The 15,788-nt window shown below is 41.0% G+C and carries 15 protein-coding genes; 11 read left to right on the top strand and 4 right to left on the bottom strand.

What is annotated here, in order from left to right:
* The first annotated feature begins 29 nt into the window (after nucleotides 1-29).
* The 5 genes from ACJJI4_RS12880 (at nucleotide 30) to ACJJI4_RS12860 (ending at nucleotide 4,100) form a co-directional block, all read left to right on the top strand.
* A complete protein-coding gene (locus tag ACJJI4_RS12880; RefSeq protein WP_444925410.1) occupies nucleotides 30-740 on the top strand; it encodes a hypothetical protein in 711 nt (236 codons plus the stop codon).
* On the top strand, nucleotides 703-1,242 hold the full coding sequence (locus ACJJI4_RS12875) for a hypothetical protein (protein ID WP_444925409.1): 540 nt from the start codon (nucleotides 703-705) through the stop codon (nucleotides 1,240-1,242). The genes ACJJI4_RS12880 and ACJJI4_RS12875 overlap by 38 nt, the downstream gene beginning before the upstream one ends.
* 1,346 nt (nucleotides 1,243-2,588) lie before the next feature.
* The gene (locus ACJJI4_RS12870; RefSeq protein ID WP_444925408.1) at nucleotides 2,589-3,119 is read left to right on the top strand and encodes a DUF6882 domain-containing protein; all 531 of its coding nucleotides are present in this window, start codon (nucleotides 2,589-2,591) and stop codon (nucleotides 3,117-3,119) included.
* A 97-nt stretch (nucleotides 3,120-3,216) separates the two neighbouring features.
* Complete coding sequence (locus ACJJI4_RS12865; RefSeq protein WP_444925407.1) at nucleotides 3,217-3,663, top strand: GNAT family N-acetyltransferase; 447 nt, start codon at nucleotides 3,217-3,219, stop codon at nucleotides 3,661-3,663.
* A gap of 62 nt (nucleotides 3,664-3,725) precedes the next feature.
* Nucleotides 3,726-4,100, top strand: a complete 375-nt coding sequence (locus ACJJI4_RS12860) for a hypothetical protein (RefSeq protein WP_444925406.1) — start codon at nucleotides 3,726-3,728, stop codon at nucleotides 4,098-4,100.
* Nucleotides 4,101-4,663: 563 nt separating this feature from the next.
* Here ACJJI4_RS12860 and ACJJI4_RS12855 read toward each other — a convergent pair.
* A complete protein-coding gene (locus tag ACJJI4_RS12855; protein ID WP_444925405.1) occupies nucleotides 4,664-5,524 on the bottom strand; it encodes a LysR family transcriptional regulator in 861 nt (286 codons plus the stop codon).
* 175 nt (nucleotides 5,525-5,699) lie between these two features.
* On the opposite strand from ACJJI4_RS12855, the gene ACJJI4_RS12850 reads away from it, so the two are divergent.
* From ACJJI4_RS12850 to ACJJI4_RS12830, 5 genes are all read left to right on the top strand, one after another.
* Complete coding sequence (locus tag ACJJI4_RS12850; RefSeq protein ID WP_444925404.1) at nucleotides 5,700-7,121, top strand: aromatic amino acid lyase; 1,422 nt, start codon at nucleotides 5,700-5,702, stop codon at nucleotides 7,119-7,121.
* Entirely contained in the window at nucleotides 7,118-7,975 is an 858-nt protein-coding gene (locus ACJJI4_RS12845) for a TauD/TfdA dioxygenase family protein (RefSeq protein ID WP_444925403.1), read from the top strand. Before ACJJI4_RS12850 ends, ACJJI4_RS12845 begins: the two co-directional genes overlap by 4 nt.
* A 19-nt stretch (nucleotides 7,976-7,994) precedes the next feature.
* Nucleotides 7,995-9,317 carry a phenylacetate--CoA ligase family protein gene (locus ACJJI4_RS12840; protein ID WP_444925402.1) on the top strand — a complete coding sequence of 441 codons (1,323 nt, stop codon included), beginning with the start codon at nucleotides 7,995-7,997 and terminating at the stop codon, nucleotides 9,315-9,317.
* Nucleotides 9,318-9,576: 259 nt separating this feature from the next.
* A complete protein-coding gene (locus tag ACJJI4_RS12835) occupies nucleotides 9,577-10,047 on the top strand; it encodes a hypothetical protein (protein WP_444925401.1) in 471 nt (156 codons plus the stop codon).
* A gap of 29 nt (nucleotides 10,048-10,076) precedes the next feature.
* Nucleotides 10,077-10,445 (top strand): hypothetical protein, encoded by a 369-nt coding sequence (locus ACJJI4_RS12830; protein WP_444925400.1) that lies wholly within the window; start codon nucleotides 10,077-10,079, stop codon nucleotides 10,443-10,445.
* 537 nt (nucleotides 10,446-10,982) lie between these two features.
* On the opposite strand, the gene ACJJI4_RS12825 is transcribed toward ACJJI4_RS12830, so the two are convergent.
* Nucleotides 10,983-11,570 carry a hypothetical protein gene (locus ACJJI4_RS12825; protein WP_413662643.1) on the bottom strand — a complete coding sequence of 196 codons (588 nt, stop codon included), beginning with the start codon at nucleotides 11,568-11,570 and terminating at the stop codon, nucleotides 10,983-10,985.
* Nucleotides 11,571-12,602: 1,032 nt separating this feature from the next.
* Here ACJJI4_RS12825 and ACJJI4_RS12820 point away from each other — a divergent pair.
* Nucleotides 12,603-13,718: a manganese-dependent inorganic pyrophosphatase gene (locus ACJJI4_RS12820; RefSeq protein WP_444925399.1), complete on the top strand. Its 1,116-nt coding sequence runs from the start codon at nucleotides 12,603-12,605 to the stop codon at nucleotides 13,716-13,718.
* Nucleotides 13,719-14,078: 360 nt separating this feature from the next.
* Here ACJJI4_RS12820 and ACJJI4_RS12815 read toward each other — a convergent pair whose 3' ends face one another.
* Together ACJJI4_RS12815 and ACJJI4_RS12810 are read right to left on the bottom strand one after the other, a co-directional pair.
* On the bottom strand, nucleotides 14,079-14,300 hold the full coding sequence (locus ACJJI4_RS12815; RefSeq protein ID WP_444911163.1) for a hypothetical protein: 222 nt from the start codon (nucleotides 14,298-14,300) through the stop codon (nucleotides 14,079-14,081).
* Between the two features lie 104 nt (nucleotides 14,301-14,404).
* Entirely contained in the window at nucleotides 14,405-15,382 is a 978-nt protein-coding gene (locus tag ACJJI4_RS12810) for a trypsin-like serine peptidase (protein ID WP_444925398.1), read from the bottom strand.
* Nucleotides 15,383-15,788 lie beyond the last annotated feature (406 nt).

Raw genomic sequence — 15,788 nt, 5'->3', positions numbered from 1 at the left:
GGTGGGCTTTACGGGCGTTAGCGTCAACTATGAAATTTGAATTCTTGTTAGGAAAAAGAGCAATAGGAAGCGCCTATTCAAAAGATTACACCGAATGGGCTGAGTCCTTATTGTATGAAAATGTCGACTCTGAGAATGTCGCCATTCTTGCGAGTATGGGATATGAACGAGATCCTGATCCAGAGGAAATAGAGACGTATTTTCAAAAGTGCTTAAAGGATCTTGGGTTGGCTGTGCCCTTAGATAAAGATGCATTGAAAATCTACGCACAAGCTCTTTGTGAGCTGATTATTTCTGGTGAGCTAGAACCAGAGCAAGGTGTAGGCATGTTAGAAGGCTTTTTTAGGGCATCTGATTACGAAGCAATCTATAGTATTTGGGATGGACTCAGTGAAGATCTCTGGATGGTCAATGATAGAGAGATTTGTTACTTTAATTCTGGTCTAACCAGTGAAAATAAATCTAGTTACATCAAAGATGTTGCTGCACAGTTTATAATACTTCTCGATACAGAGCTTCCTGATCGTTTTTTCTTTTTAAGCTCATGTCCAGAATGTGGCTATATTGGAGAGAGCGGCCTCGAAGTTATAGAAAAACCTTTGATACCCAAACAACTTTTCAAGCTTATTTATGGTCGAGGGCAAAATCAAAGAGCTATTTGCTCCAAATGTAAAAGACCTTTTCCTAACAATATGAGTGACTATGAAGGTAGGAAACAGTATCTTAGCAAAAAGTGCTAATAAGCAGCAGCAACGGACTGTTAAACCTGTCACTCAAATTACTACGCAATTACGTGCCAGCTTGGCAGCCGCTGTGTTGGGCGTTAACCCTACTATGAATATCGAAAAGCTTCGCCGAATTCGGAACAAGAATACTGAACAACAAAATGAACTCTCGTTCCTTGAAATGAAAGAGTGCGTGGACAAATTTATAAATGATGAAAGTATGTACCCATGGTTGACCTTGCTGTTGTCCCAAAAGGGGATGTCCGCGAATGAGGGAATTCTGTTGAATTGTTCCGAAATCTTTGAGCAGTATGGAACTCAATGGATGGGCACATGGCTAACGAAGAAAAAAGAGTTCTACGAGTTTGATGTAATGACAGATCGAGCCAATAAAGAGTTATTGGAAATTGATTGTTGGTCTAGAGTTCACCATGAAGTGTCTGCTCATTCTAAAGGCATTGGGAAAACGCCTGCTTTTATAGCTCTGGAACTGTTATCGGAATATGGTCAAAGTTAACAAATACAAGCAGGTTGTTAAGGGGCTTTGGCCCTTCGCGGGACTGCCTACACTACGCAGCAGCCCCCGTTGTAGTTGTTATATATCTAGGTAGAGGTTGATAGAATTAATGTTCTTAGTGATTGGTATCATCCTACAGATAGTGTTTCTAGGTCCGTCATTACTGATCTCGGCTTTATGCAAGAAGTTCTGGCCAAATATCTTTTCTATCAATCCGTATCTTGCCACATTCATATGTTTAGTTTTGGCTGTCATTAGTGCATTTGCCCTAAACGTTGGATTTGAGGGTGGTTTAATAACAGGGGTAATAGTGTTTGGTATTTTCTCGTTTATTTACAGTGCTGCTCTCAGTGTAATAATATTTACCTACAAATCAATAAAGGCGCGTATAAATACATAATAGAGCACTGTTGTCACAGCCTTTGGCTACTGGGGCGGCTCACTGCGTGGCCCACCCCTAAGCTTAGTGTTATGTGTTCCAATGAAGAGATATGAATTTTGAGTAAGTGGCTTTATCTTTTAGTTATTTTTGTACTGGCCGGTCTTCTTTATCCGGTAATCTACCTCCTCGGCCTGGAAAGGTTAGGGGGCGGAGCTTTACTGAGGGTTCCGGAGTTCATCATATATAGCGTACTGATAGGATTCTTCTTGTATCCGTTCATAGAGGGCTATAGACGCTATAAGACAGGTAGTCGCTTATGGGCTGCTATTTTTTGCATTTTCGGAATAATTTTACCAGTTATAAGTGGCGCTTTTTTCATACTTTTATTTGAATCTATGCTGAAGTCTAGAATTCATGGATGACAAAGCTGCACATAATCAGGCCGGACAAGTTTGTCCAGCTATGTACATGTCATAGGCCTGCTGTTTTCATGTGTTTTATGGGTATGGTAGCTATTACCGCCTTTTGGTGGGCGATTCGGTACTATGCCTAACTAGTAAAAGCACCGGACGCACTGGCGCGCGCTCGGTACATTTACCCCTAATACTCTAAATAGTTGATAAGATAAATGAGAAAATCATCACCTGAAGCTTTACTTACAATCGGCACTATCATTCTGTTGACATTACTACCACTTCTGGTTGGATGGCTGCTGGTAAAAACCTACAGACTTATAAAACCAATTCAAGAGAAAGAGCTTACGGGCCTTGCAAGTATAGGGGCGCCAAGGCGGGATAGTTTTTTCAAATTTGCAGTTACAGGGTGGGCTGTTTGCGCTCCAATTTACTATTGGGTTTTCAGTTCTGGGATTCTTGCTTAGCTCTGTGTTTGACAATTACAATCCTTTCGCTGCTCCAATTCAGCTCCAAAACCAGTCGTCAAGGCTATCAAGTATCAGAGAGTTATGAAAAATTTAGTATCAGTTATATTTGTACTATTCATATCAATTAATACGCATGCTGGAGATTACTCTGTGGAGGTCGAAAAGTTTATTGAAGGGAGTATTGAAGGTTTAAGAATTGAAACTGATGCTCACGATAAGACATGGAGGCTGGGCTCTGCTAAAACATGGAATGTCGACCAAGACAAAGGCATTATATTTTGGTCGCTTGAGGATGGTCGGATCGCTGTAGCTCCTGTTCAAATAATAGGTACTTACAATCCGAAAGATAGAAGCTTTCTATGGGGGTGGGATCACCCTTCAGTGCTAAAACCTCTTCAGCAACATTCACGTTTAGTTAAAGAGTATGGTGAAAAGCACGGAGTAAAGCTCTTTACCTCAAAAAAGGTCCATGTTTCCGAAGATCAAGCATGGGAGTTTTCAGCCGTTGCCAGTCGTTTGGCTGAAGCAAATGGAGCTTACAGAGCTGATGCGGGTGGACCTCTTGTTTATATGACATTTGGTGAAATTGAGCTAAGAAATCAGCAGCCCTAACAATCGGATGCTGTCAGGTGTAAAAGTTCCAGCCAAAAGCGGCCTTCGCTTTTGGTTAACGCAGAGCCGAACATTATGCATAAACCTAGGTAGCGACATGAACATTTCCTTCAGCGAAGGCACGATAGAAGATGTCATAAAGATTAATTCTGAAATTCCAGAGTTCGACGCTAAAAATAGCAAAGATAAAATAGAGAAGAGGTTAAAGGGGCGCCTTTACCTATTACTGGTAGCTTCAGTTGGTAATAAGAAAGTAGGCTACAAAATTGGTTATAAAGTATCCGAAACAGAGTTTTATAGTTGGTCTGGTGCAGTCCTCCCAGATTACCGAGGCCGAGGCATAGGAAAATCTCTGCTTGAGCTTCAAGAGCAGTGGGTGATGAACAAAGGGTTTAAGTCTATTAGCGTTAAATCGATGAATAGATTTCCTTCAATGCTGCATCTTCTTATCTCTCACGAATATCAAGTGTGTGGGTATGAAAATAAAGGCAGCCCCCTGCAAAGTAAAATAATTTTTATAAAGAAAATAGCTGAAAATACATAACAAATTGTTGCACAATGTTTTGGACTTCGGCTTCCAGTGGATCCTGTCAAGCTTCGCTTTTCGTGGCCGTTGTACCTGATGCTATGGGTGGAATGAGTATTAATATACGAAAGTTTCCTGTAAGTGAAGTCTATAAAGAGAACATTGAAGAAATTCGTACATTGTACCCAGGCAAAAGTGAGTTTCGCGTGAGTCCGTACGAGTATGATGCCGGTAGCAAATTTTCAGGCTCTTCTGAAAATTGCATATGCTTTATTATATCCGGTAGCTGTGAATTAACATTTTCTAATACGGAGCCAGTGATTGTAAAACGCAGAGATGTGTTCGAATGGCCTCGTGGGCGGTATTGGGTTAAGGCTGGTGATCCTGCCGGGGTAAAATATGTCAATGTGTGGAACTTGAAAGAGATAATTAAGGGAAGAGCTAAAAATACATAATAGTTATCGCGCCTGATGTTTTGGTCTACGCTCCGTTTTGTCATGGCTGCGCCACCTTACGTTAAAGTTCTAATAGAACCAAAATACTGCTGACTAAGTCGTTATATGTATGAAGTTTGAAAGATTAGATAGTAAGTCAATATTAGTAGGCTGGGGAATGATAACGTCCTCATTAAACTAGAAGCATATCCAAAATGCCTAGAGGTAGGTGCCAATCTACAGGTTCGAGAAGGCTCAAGAGTAGTTGGTTATACTGAGATACAGGAAATATATAATGAGTAATTACGCACAGGCAGCTCACAATCACAGGCACGTTGCTACTTCCATTCGGATGGCCTAGGCTACCCTCTGGCTGCTCGTGTTGTGGCCTGGGATAAGTAATATCATCTCGGGAATATCTCGCTCGCGAGCGTAAACTATTCTTGTATTAAATGGATAAAGCTCTTGATATTTTTACAATTGAAAGGCTGCTTAAGTTGCATGGATATTAACCAGTAGTGCTCTGCAGCTCAAAATATTATTGATAATTTTATGGTTTCTGAGTTTTATTTCAATTGCATCTATTAGAAATTTTTTTCATAGTTGGTAAGTTTAAATTCTTCAATTAATTTCTTTGCACCCATGCTATGAGTTATCTCGCGCCGATATACCAGACATATTTCATCTTTAAAGCCTGGTTGGTCTTTACCTACCCATTCGAGCTGATTTCTTCCATGTGTCTGTGCAACTCGACCAGGAATAATACCAACCCCAAACCCCTCTAATGTCATTTTTGTGATTAGCTCGTGACTTGAAGACCTTATATATTGTTTATACCTATTGCTTTCAGATATGGTTTTTAGCAGCCAGTTCGTCTGCATCAATGCTGGATCATATATTAGTACGTCTCTAGATTGAATTTTCTTAGGATTATGCCAAAAACTAACCACATCGTGACAAAGGCGCTTGATTACTAAATCAGGATGAGATACAGGATTTACGACAATACCGATATCGATTTTCCAGCTGATCACGGCCTCTACAATTTCGCGAGAAAGTGCATGCTGGAAGCTCAATTCAATACCTGGGTTTTGTGCGATAAAAGCAGGAAGGCTATCAGGTAGCATATGTAGTGAAATCGAGCTGTGACATCCAATGGTGAAATGACCAACGGCCTCTTTATTTTCTCGCAGCGCAGAATACTTAACCTCATCCCAATCATCTAATAGCTGCTGAGCGCTCTTTAGCAGCCTAAGACCAGCACGTGAAAGCTGAACACCAGTTTTTTCTCGTATTATTATTTCAGTACCTAGCTGTCTTTCTAGCCTCTTGATAGCAGCGCTCAGACTCGGCTGCCTAATCCCCAATCTTTCTGCTGCCCTGGATATATTTTTTGTTTTTGCAACTTCAATAAAGTAATTAAGTTCATCAGCGTGTGGGAACATAGAGCCTAACTTATTTAGCGACTTAATTTAAAAGCAGCTATCGAGTCTACATCGACATACTCTTGGTTGCCATAGATATTGCCTATGGCAACCAGCGCCGACTTCTATTTTTCATGTTTTTATACTCATGTTAATTTCTTTACTCCCTATTTATTCAAAAAGTTTTGGAGTTAGAGTGTCTACGCCATCTCTCAGCTATCCCGTAGCAGCGAATAGTAATGCAGTATCCTCTGAAGCTAATTTTAGTTTAGCTTTAACTTTTCCTTTGCAGACTTGGTATGAGTGGGGATATCTACACAACCCAGTTCTCGCGAGTGACAAAGATATTTCCAGAGTTAAACGCTCCTATGCATTACTTCAAGATCAGATCGACGATACTGATAACCCCATTTATGGCCTACACACTAGCTATGGTGAGAATGAGCGAAATTCTTTAGATCCAAATCAATGGAAAAATACCCAAGTCAACCTATTGGAATATTTACAAGTTGGTATCGGTACTCCTCTGCCGAAGTCGGTCGTCAGACGCGCTTTGAAACTACAAGCTCGGAAAACGGCCCATGGTTTATCTGGCATCCATCCTTCCACTTATCAAGCACTTCTTAACCTGGCAAACAGTGAATCTCTTCCCAGAGTTCCCCGAAAAGGTAGCTTGGGAGCCAGCGGTGACTTAATTTCTATGGCCCATGCTATATCTCCTCTATTCGAGGATGGACCAAAGGGCCCCCGCGACGTAATTGGTCTAGTAAATACCAATGCCATGATGGCTTCATGGGCTATCGAACATGATTATCAATTAAGGAAGGTATTAAGGGACTGTTTTAAATCTGTTGCGCTTATGTCCCTGGCGATAGGCACAGGAGATGAACATTTCTCGGAAGGTTTGCATTATGGAGAGGTACACACCAGCTATGCTCGGGCAGGTAACCTGCTGACACAACTACGACGTGACTATTTAAAATCGCCGAAGATTGTCGAAGGCAAGAAAACTTTGTTACAAGCTCGTTATTCTGTTCGCTGTGCTCCTCAGATACTTGGACACTGCCTTGATTTATTGGATTACTCCGAAGCTAAAATTCGTTCCGAAGCTCTAGCCGTCGCTGACAACCCCCTAATTCTTGAGTCTGGTCCCTGGCATGGCGGACTCTTTTATGCGATTGGGCTGGCAGCTTCTGCTGAATTTATGCTGGAAATTATCCATCGTCTATCTGAAATGCTTGATCGACAAATATTGATTTTAATGGATCATCGCCTTAACGGAGGTTTGCCAGATAATTTAAGTGTTGAATCTTTCAATCACTGTAAAGGAATTCACCAGTTAACGTCGGCTTTGTTCCAGGAAATAAAGGCCAGGTCGACACCGGTGCGTCAGATGAGTTTCTCATGTGAAGGTAATAATCAGGACCTCGTGCCCTGTGGAATGGCTGCTCTTAACAATGTTAACGATCAGCTGGATACGTTAAAAGAAATTGTTCGCGCAGCAACTTTTTGTTCAGCTAGAGCCGCAATGATGCGCTCAACGGGTGGTTTACCCGAAGCATTAAAATTGTCGAACTGGTCACAATTCACAACAACTGAGATCGAGAGCATTTTATGAATTTTAACTATTTAACTGGTAATTTCGGGATTGAGATTCCAGCTAAAGAGCTGGCGGATTTGGATCAAAGTACAGGACTAACATTGCAAAACCTATGGCATGAGCATGAGCTATTGGTTATCAGGGATATGGACCTGGATACAAAAGCATTTGTCAATTTCTGCGGCTTATTTGGAGAACTTCAAAAAAATTATTTCTTCTTTCAAGGTCACTCTGAGGAGTACCCACAAGTTGCTAGGATTATCAAAGAGATCGGTGAAAAGAAAAATACTGGTGGGATCTGGCATCATGATCAGGGATATTATTCCAAGCCGGTAAAAGGTATAGCTTTGTATGGTATTGATATTCCCAACAGAGGAGGCGATACCCTTTTTACAAGTTCAACACTTGCTTACGAGAGCCTTTCAACTGCAATGCAGCAAGTAGTTAAATCCCTCAATGTGATACATACCACAGAGCTAATGCTCAAGAAACAACCATTATCAAAGTTAATGGAAAGTTCAGGTGAGAGTAGCTCTGGTATAGAGCGGGCACTAAAATTAATGCCACTGGAATCTGCAGTACACCCGGCAGTTTGTAGAAACCCTGTAACTGGTAAGCCTTTCCTCTACTTGAATCGGACTACCACCTCGCATTTTGATGGTATGACACTTGATGAAAGTTCGGGGCTGCTAAATTATCTATTTAAACACATCGAAAAACCTGAGTTTAATTGCCGAGTGCAATGGCGTCCCGGCACCCTAGTGCTTTGGAATAATCACCAAGTCTTACACTATGCAGTAAATGACTACAATCAACGACGGGAATTACACCGTGTGCATTTTTCTGCAGAACGACCAATTAAATATCTATAAATAGATTACCAGTGTATTTATGAACTATAGTGAACTACTGGCAGATTTTTTGCACCAAAATAGTCAGTCTAGAACTGAACAGCAGGCATTTAAAAATAATCAACTCAGGTGGCTGCTCAATGAGGCTTTTGCAAAGTCTAACTACTATCGTGAATTACTTGAACAAAACAAAGTTGATATAGAGGCAATTCAAAGCTATAAAGATTTACAACAACTGCCGATTATAAGCTCAGAAATATTTTTAAAGCCTATGCCGACAGTGAGTATGGCTTTTGACGATATCATACGCTACTGCCACACATCGGGTAGCACTGGTACTCCCAAACATGTACCTTATACCCGCAAAGATATTAATAATGCAATAATCTCACAAGCACGCAGTTTCCTATTTACAGGTGTCGAGCCGTCCCATAAGTGTTTGTGCGCAATGACTTATGGTCCCTGGCCCAGTGGTATGATTTGTCATGCTGCCGCTGAAATATTTGGCCTCACTATTCCTGCAGATTCATTTCTTGGGGTAGGCCATCAGCTCCAGAGCCTTCAAAGGTATCAGCTGGATTATATGGTCTGCCTTCCTTCCTTATTACCTAGGCTCGAACGCCACTGTCTGGAGAAGGATATATCTCTAGCGTCCTTAAACATACGCAATATATTTATGGTGGGTGAACTATTCTCTGAAGAATTTCGGAGCCACTATGAGATGCTATTCAACGCCAGGCTGATTAATATGTATGCAAACACTGAGCTTGGACTGATAGCAAGTGAATGCCAATATCATAATTTACATGTGTGGGAAGACTTCTTTCATGCAGAAGTTATTGACCTTGATACAGGAGAACCATGTGAAGATGGTGCTACTGGAGAATTAGTTATAACCGCTCTGCAACGTGAAGCCCTTCCACTGATTCGCTATAACACTCATGATCTGGTGGAGATGCACAAAGGCCCTTGCGAATGCGGCCATCCCGGGACCTATTTGGGCCCCATCAAGGGGCGTATTGATAATATGTTCACAATCAATGGTGGGAATGTCTATCCAATTGCGCTAGAAAAAGCTATCACTGCCGTCACGGGTCTTAGCTCATTTTACCACTGTATCATCGAAAAAGTTGATGGACACGATCATTTGGCATTTGAAATTGAAGCGAGAGAATCTGTCGATAATCGAGATAAAGATCATTTATCACGAAAGTGTTATAAGAATCTCACCAGTTCAGATGTAACCCTTCGTATGATTTTCCTTGGACTCGAAGCGGCCTCAAGAATCACTATAGAAATTTTGCAACCTGGGGAAATAAGTAACAAATCTGGTAAAGTAAAAAAAATTATTGATCGCAGATAGGTATTCCGACTACTGAGCGAGGCTTGTAGGTGGTTATGGCGATTCCTGTTAGTTTAACTGGTTGTGCTTGTGAGAGTTGTATTAATGTTTAGACTTTTATAGCTGGCCTATTGAGGGGTAAAAGGAATTCGTATCCCACTATGCCGATATTAAAAAATAGCATTACCTTGAATGATATTTGAATAGAATTAAATGGGAGATTTTAAAAGCATTAAAAGTCACTGTGAAAGAAGTGTAAGTTCAATTAAAAAGGATGATTATGAAACTTGATGCGATTTGCAGCCAACTTAAACTCCCAGAGGGCGCACTTGACTATGCAGCGCTTCGCTTGGGGATAAATAGGGAAAAACATATAACACGTTATGATCTTGACAGAATTTCCTCTTTCTTAGAGGTACATGGAGGTTATTCTAAGGCTGGTCTAGAGGCAATAAGATATTTCTTCAATATTGGAGATGTATTTTGGGATAGGGTTAATGAAGCTAAACAAACAGACAACAGTGAGATAAAAAGTATTCGTATCTCAACCTCTGGGTTCTCTTATCGAGTAGCTGGTGTGAAATATTTTAAAGCAACAACAAATGACGGAAAAAGATTTACTTTAGAAGGAAAAGATGATCAGTGCGATGAATACCGAATTGGGGTGTACTGGCTTCCTTACGAAGCTAATAAAGTCACGCATACAAATCGCAGAGTTTATGAGTCTTTACCGGATGTCAACTTTTTTTAACCATGGAGCTTTCCGGGTGCCGATTCACTATGACTGATCAATCTGTATGCCATGTTGCTTTCGATGCAGGAACGTCAATGTATCAAACTCCAACCTCTAGCACGCGAAATGTTGCAGAGAATTCTGTGTTAACAAATAATAGTGATAAAAAATTGAAAATACGCAGATTATCTATAGGAGGAGATGATAACAATTCATATGGTTACGCTTACTTTGGTTACGAAAGAAATAGAGCTACAGTGATTGGTGTACGGCAAAGTAATCAAAAATGGGTATACAAAGCCTTTATCTACCATCGCGATTCACATTTGACTCAAAATACTACTAAGGCCCTTGTGCACATTCTTGATAACGTAAAATATTCAAATAATAACTATTGTGCAGAAAACTTTTTATAAGGAATATTTAATTAAGCAGTTCCTGCTCATTACCAAATACAGATGCAGAGATGATTTAGAACAGCCAAAGACTGAAAGGAGAAGTTAGTTATGCGACAAAAATCATTTCTGTTGAATCTTTACTCTAATTTGGAATCAAGGAGTGTAAAATAATTGGAGTTTGTGCTCAGATTCTGGAAAACTTTGTTGTTGGATGGAAATAAGGCGATTGTGGCGTGAAGTGCTTGGAGTAGGGCTAGATTAGTGAGAGGAAGCGCCGAAAGTCGCCTTTGCTGTACACCCAAAATATACTAATTTGGAGCTTGTTAAGACCGAAAGTGTTTCGCCAAGACTATAGTTTACAGAGGCTTCTTTACGTCTATGAACTAAAATTCTCGGATGCTGGACGAGCCCAACTCAAAATTAGAATCTAGCACTATGGCAGCAGGCGATCCGCGTTCCAGATCGCCTGGAGAAATACAAAAGCCTATAGGTGTTAGGCTGATAGAGCTTTGAACACCCTTGCAGATGTCTACAGTAACCTTTAGCTAATAACTCTTAAGAAAAGGTCACTGCACGCTCATTCAAATCATAATACTTGGTATTAACCTTAATCTTGACAGAGCTGCCAGTAGCGTCAAACCAACCAAGGTACCCAGTAACTTCTAGGCTTTTATGGGTAGTGGCCATCGCCTCACGTAAACGCTGTGCCCAGGGCCTTAGCCTCTCACCGTCATAACCAGACCCGCAAGCACAGAGATGCAGGTCCACAAAACTACCAGGTAAACCTTCTTTAACCAAAGTAGCTGCTAGTTGCGTCGGGGTATAGGTTTTCCATTCTCCACCCTGCCACGACTCTACGCCTCTCTCGAAAACTTTGGTTTGTTTATTCTTACCGTTATTGCGTTGAGCACCAATTTGCTCACCATCACCAGCGCCAGTACCATGAGAAACAATATAAAGAGTATCACCAGATTTGAGGCTACTGAGACACTTATCTATCCAGCGGTACATAGACTTACCAATACCGGATGTCACCTTGTTGGCAAGAATATGATTCTTCGGAATACTCCATGCGCTCGCCATATTTTCCGCAAACTCTAGCATTTCTTCACTGTTTACGGGGAGGTAAATATACTTTGCCATTTTTAGACCTTGTTATTATCACAATACGAAAATTATAACACTAAGCGCCTTTCAGAAAGAATTATTAAGGACATCCAAAGATTTGAGTGAGGTATTAGCACTGGACAGGCATAAGTCATGAAGGCTGTCCATCTCCGATTTGGTTGTTAGGGCCATGAAATACCGGTAAGCGGCTCCACATTCGTTTCAAACTTTAAGGTCCAAGCTACCAGCACCAATGGTGTTCAAATTTTGATCATTTAAGAAAGCGAGCATGTTGGTTTTAAAGTGATGGGCAGGAGAAAACTTGAGAAGTGGTACTGAAGCCTCATCCGTAATGCTGAGGGTTAAGGAGAGCCAAGTTATGATAAGTTTAAGCGTACCCAATTCATTGTGTAGAACCTTATGCATGAGTCAAAAGTCACCGAAAGAGAAAGCCTTAATGTGCTGAGAGAGCGCAACAACTCTGAGCTTCGGTAGTAATAAGTCAGATTTTAAACAAGAGTATTTTTGCCCTTTTAAAATAGATGACTTTAGATAGAGGCGGCGCGTTAGCGAGATATGTAATCTTTTGCTGATCAGAAGGTCATTCAGAGATGTTGCATCAAGAGATGTCTGGGTGTTTCATGGTAGGTTTTTCGTCAATCATATTTATTTGCATAATTACCTAACATTCAGCAAGATTCTGATCCTTTGTCAATAGGACTGACGGCTTATACTTTATATTCATAGGTAACTGATGTCCTTAGCGCGTATTTAGTTAAAAGTAGAGTTGAATTATTAGGCAAAGCTTGCGAAGAAATATGCTTAGTTGTAGCCGTATGCGACAAATTGCATCGGTATAGCAGGCATATAGCTGGCCCGTCCGTTAAATACTTGCACCTTGTCTATATTACGAACTGCCTACCTGTTTATTTAGAAAGGATTAATAATTTTACGATCCACTTAATATGTAGCCGGGTGAGGAAATGGTATGGCTGAAGGCTGGTTGCAACACCGGCTATCTATCAAAGTTTCTATTTCACTGCTGGTAGATGACTGTGGAGGGTGCCAATGAGATTTTTGATTTTATGTCTGGCGACATTAGGTAAGTACGGACCAAAGGGTTTTCCCAATCTGTTTTTGAGAGTCATATTTTCACTTTGCTTAGCTGTGGGTGTCACATCAAACGCGCAGGAATCCAGTTCCTCAGAACTGGAGGGCGATAAGTTATCTACTGCTGACTATTTGAGGAAGGAGTTAAAAAGCAGCCAGAATTTAGTTTGGATCGGGCATAAAGTCCCCGATACTGATTCTGTTAGCGGGAGCTTACTAGCAGCCTTTATTTATGGTGGTAAGCCTGGGACGCCCAGTAAAGTTAATCCTGAAACTGGCTATGCAATTGATCAATGTGGTGCTGATGAGCCAAAAATAATCGAAGATTTTTCAGGAAAGACTGTTGGGTTAGTTGATTTTAATCAAAGCACACAATTGCCAACTGGAATTGACCCAGACTCGATTGTAGCAATAATCGACCATCATGCGATTGGTGGATCACCAATTAATATTCCGAATGTAATTAGTATAGAGATAAAGCCCTGGGGATCGACCGCCACGATTTTGACTGACCATGCACGCATGTTTGACATTGAACTGCCGATTTATCTGGCGTGTATGGGGTTGGCCGCAGTTCTTTCGGATACGGTTAACCTGACATCACCTACCACAACTGAATACGACAGAGCTTATGTTCAAATGCTGGCCAAGAGAGCTGGTATAGATGATATCGATAAATTCGCAGAGCGTATGTTGATGGCAAAATCTGATTTGGGTGGCTTTTCGGCTAAGGATATCATTTTACTCGACTATAAGGACTTTGAATTTGGGGGAAAAGAAGTTGGCATCGGTGTTGCTGAAACGCTGATAGCCCAGCCGTTGATTAATAGGAGATACGAGCTGCAATCTGCTATGGGCGAGATAAAGAAAGAGAAAGGTATCGATCATTTGATCTTCGCAATCGTTGACACTCGTGAAAATCGATCTTATCTGCTTTGGAGTGATGACCAAGATAAGGCTGTTGTTATCTCGGCATTTGGAGATCATGTAGTCGATGACATGGTTGTTGCTGAGGGGGTGATCTCACGGAAGCGCCAACTTGGTCCTGCGATTCAACGAGCCCTAGAGAAGTAAAAAGGGAGATCAGAGAAATGAGAGGGCTGGGCCTGTGTCAGTTGCGCGATTTCACTACAATCCCTCCTAAAAGAGCTATAGCAACCAGTAGGGACTATCACTTGACCGGACGATCTCGGGTTAGTGTTTCGAGCTGCATATGCTCTTATTGCTAGCTGAGGAGTAGATTTCTGTTTAAAGCTCATTATTCCTTGATTGGTGGAGCACTGCTATGGTCGGAAAAAACCTGAGCTAGAATAACAAAGAGGAAAGGTCGTTAGATTAATTTCGGTGTTTTGGAACTATAATTTGCTGTGGCGGGTTTTTACTATTAACACGAACCTATAAAAAATTATCATTCGCGCGTAGTTAAAGAGAAAACTAGCGAGATGAACTATATTTATTTGACAGGGACTTCAGCTTCTCGGCTGTCTCAAAATCGGAACTAAACCATATCTGTAATGGATAGGACTCAAGAATAACCACATCTTTTACCTTTCCTAATTCTTCCAGACGCTGTACTTCCTGTAAAACTGGATCAGGTGTTTTTAGGCTGCCTCTCACCATTATTCGCTGCCATTCGGGTTCATCATCTGCCATCATTCCACATGCACTTAGAAAAAATACTAAAGAAATTAGCGTTCTCATACTTTTAAAAAAGGCGCCCAAGGGCGCCTTATCCTAAATTTGGGTGAAGTAATTTTACTTTATGGGTAATTCTCAATCCAATCCTGCAAAGTGTTATAGACGGAGCTGGTTATACGCGTTCCACAGTTTTGCGAGGATGATCCAGTTGTGTGGATTCCGCGAACACTGTTGGACGTGTCTTTAATCCCACTGCCACTCTGACCGCCAGCTGTATCTAATGTGTAACACACTCTGTATGTACTTGAAGACGTGCTACCGGAATCTGTCCACATAGTAGCAAATGGCTTATCTCCTGGGTATCCAGTAACACTATGAGTGCCGCCAGAATAGACACCCCATCCGGAATATCCATTGTGTGGTGGTTCCGCTAACACAATAATTGCATAGTCATAGTTCGTATCTGAATTATTATGCCAAGCACTGGTAGTCACAGCATTTGTCCAGGATTCACTCCCCCAGGGCTCATAATTACCAGATTGAGCCACTGTAAAATCAAGAGAACTATACCAGTTGCCGGAGCCATCAGAAACACAATGTCCTGCTGTTAGCACATGCTTTGCGGTAATCAATGTACCGGTACAGCCTACATCAATGCGGCCATTGTACCAGTGAGGATTTTGCACGGTATTAGTAATTTGAACTCTGTCGTCGGTACCAATTACAACTGTGGGGAGCAGTTGTTCCTCACCACGAATCATGGTGGGCGCCTGTCCTTTTGATGAAAAAATCCTTGAATCCAAACCATGAGATTCAATAATTGCTATCGCTTGCTCCAATAGCGATAAGGATTCTTGATCTACTTCTGCAGTATATTGCCTACCGTCTGGAGTAACCGAAACAGCACTTAAAGAAGCGGTGCGTTCCATTAACGTATATTCTTTACTTACTGCGGCATCATTGACTACCGGTTGTTTTGCAACATTATGACCGCTTATAAAACTTGCGGTTTGGTCTATCTCAACAAAGTTATAAAGGGGGGCTGCATGGGATGCCCCTGAGAGCACTACCAATGAAAGAAAAATATGACTTCTGTTCATATCTGATCCCTCTAAATTAATAGGTTTTAAGTAGTGGTACAGCCATTTTTGTTTTCGCACTTAATTTATGTGCGGGCGCATAATATAGTACCGCCGTACATGTTTACAACTCGATGATAGTTAATTAGAAAATAACCGGCGCCAGTTTTTATGCTAGAAAAAGCAGAAAATATTTGCCTAAAAGATTATATTAATTGCTTTAGGTGTTTAGGGTTTTGTGGTTGCTAATATTTGTTAAAGTATTGAGTTAATAAGCTAAGATTTTTTAGTATGCGAACATTAAATTAATTGGTTCATAGTGAGGTCTATGTCATTTATCCAATGTTTCTCGCAGCTGAAGATTATCACTTGCTCAGCTTATGGCTGCATATAATCTTTAAATAGGAAGTGTTTATGTAAGAGATAT

This window comes from Microbulbifer maximicatervae (SeqCode) (genome assembly GCF_052467305.1).
This window is presented reverse-complemented; position numbering and strand designations above follow the sequence as displayed.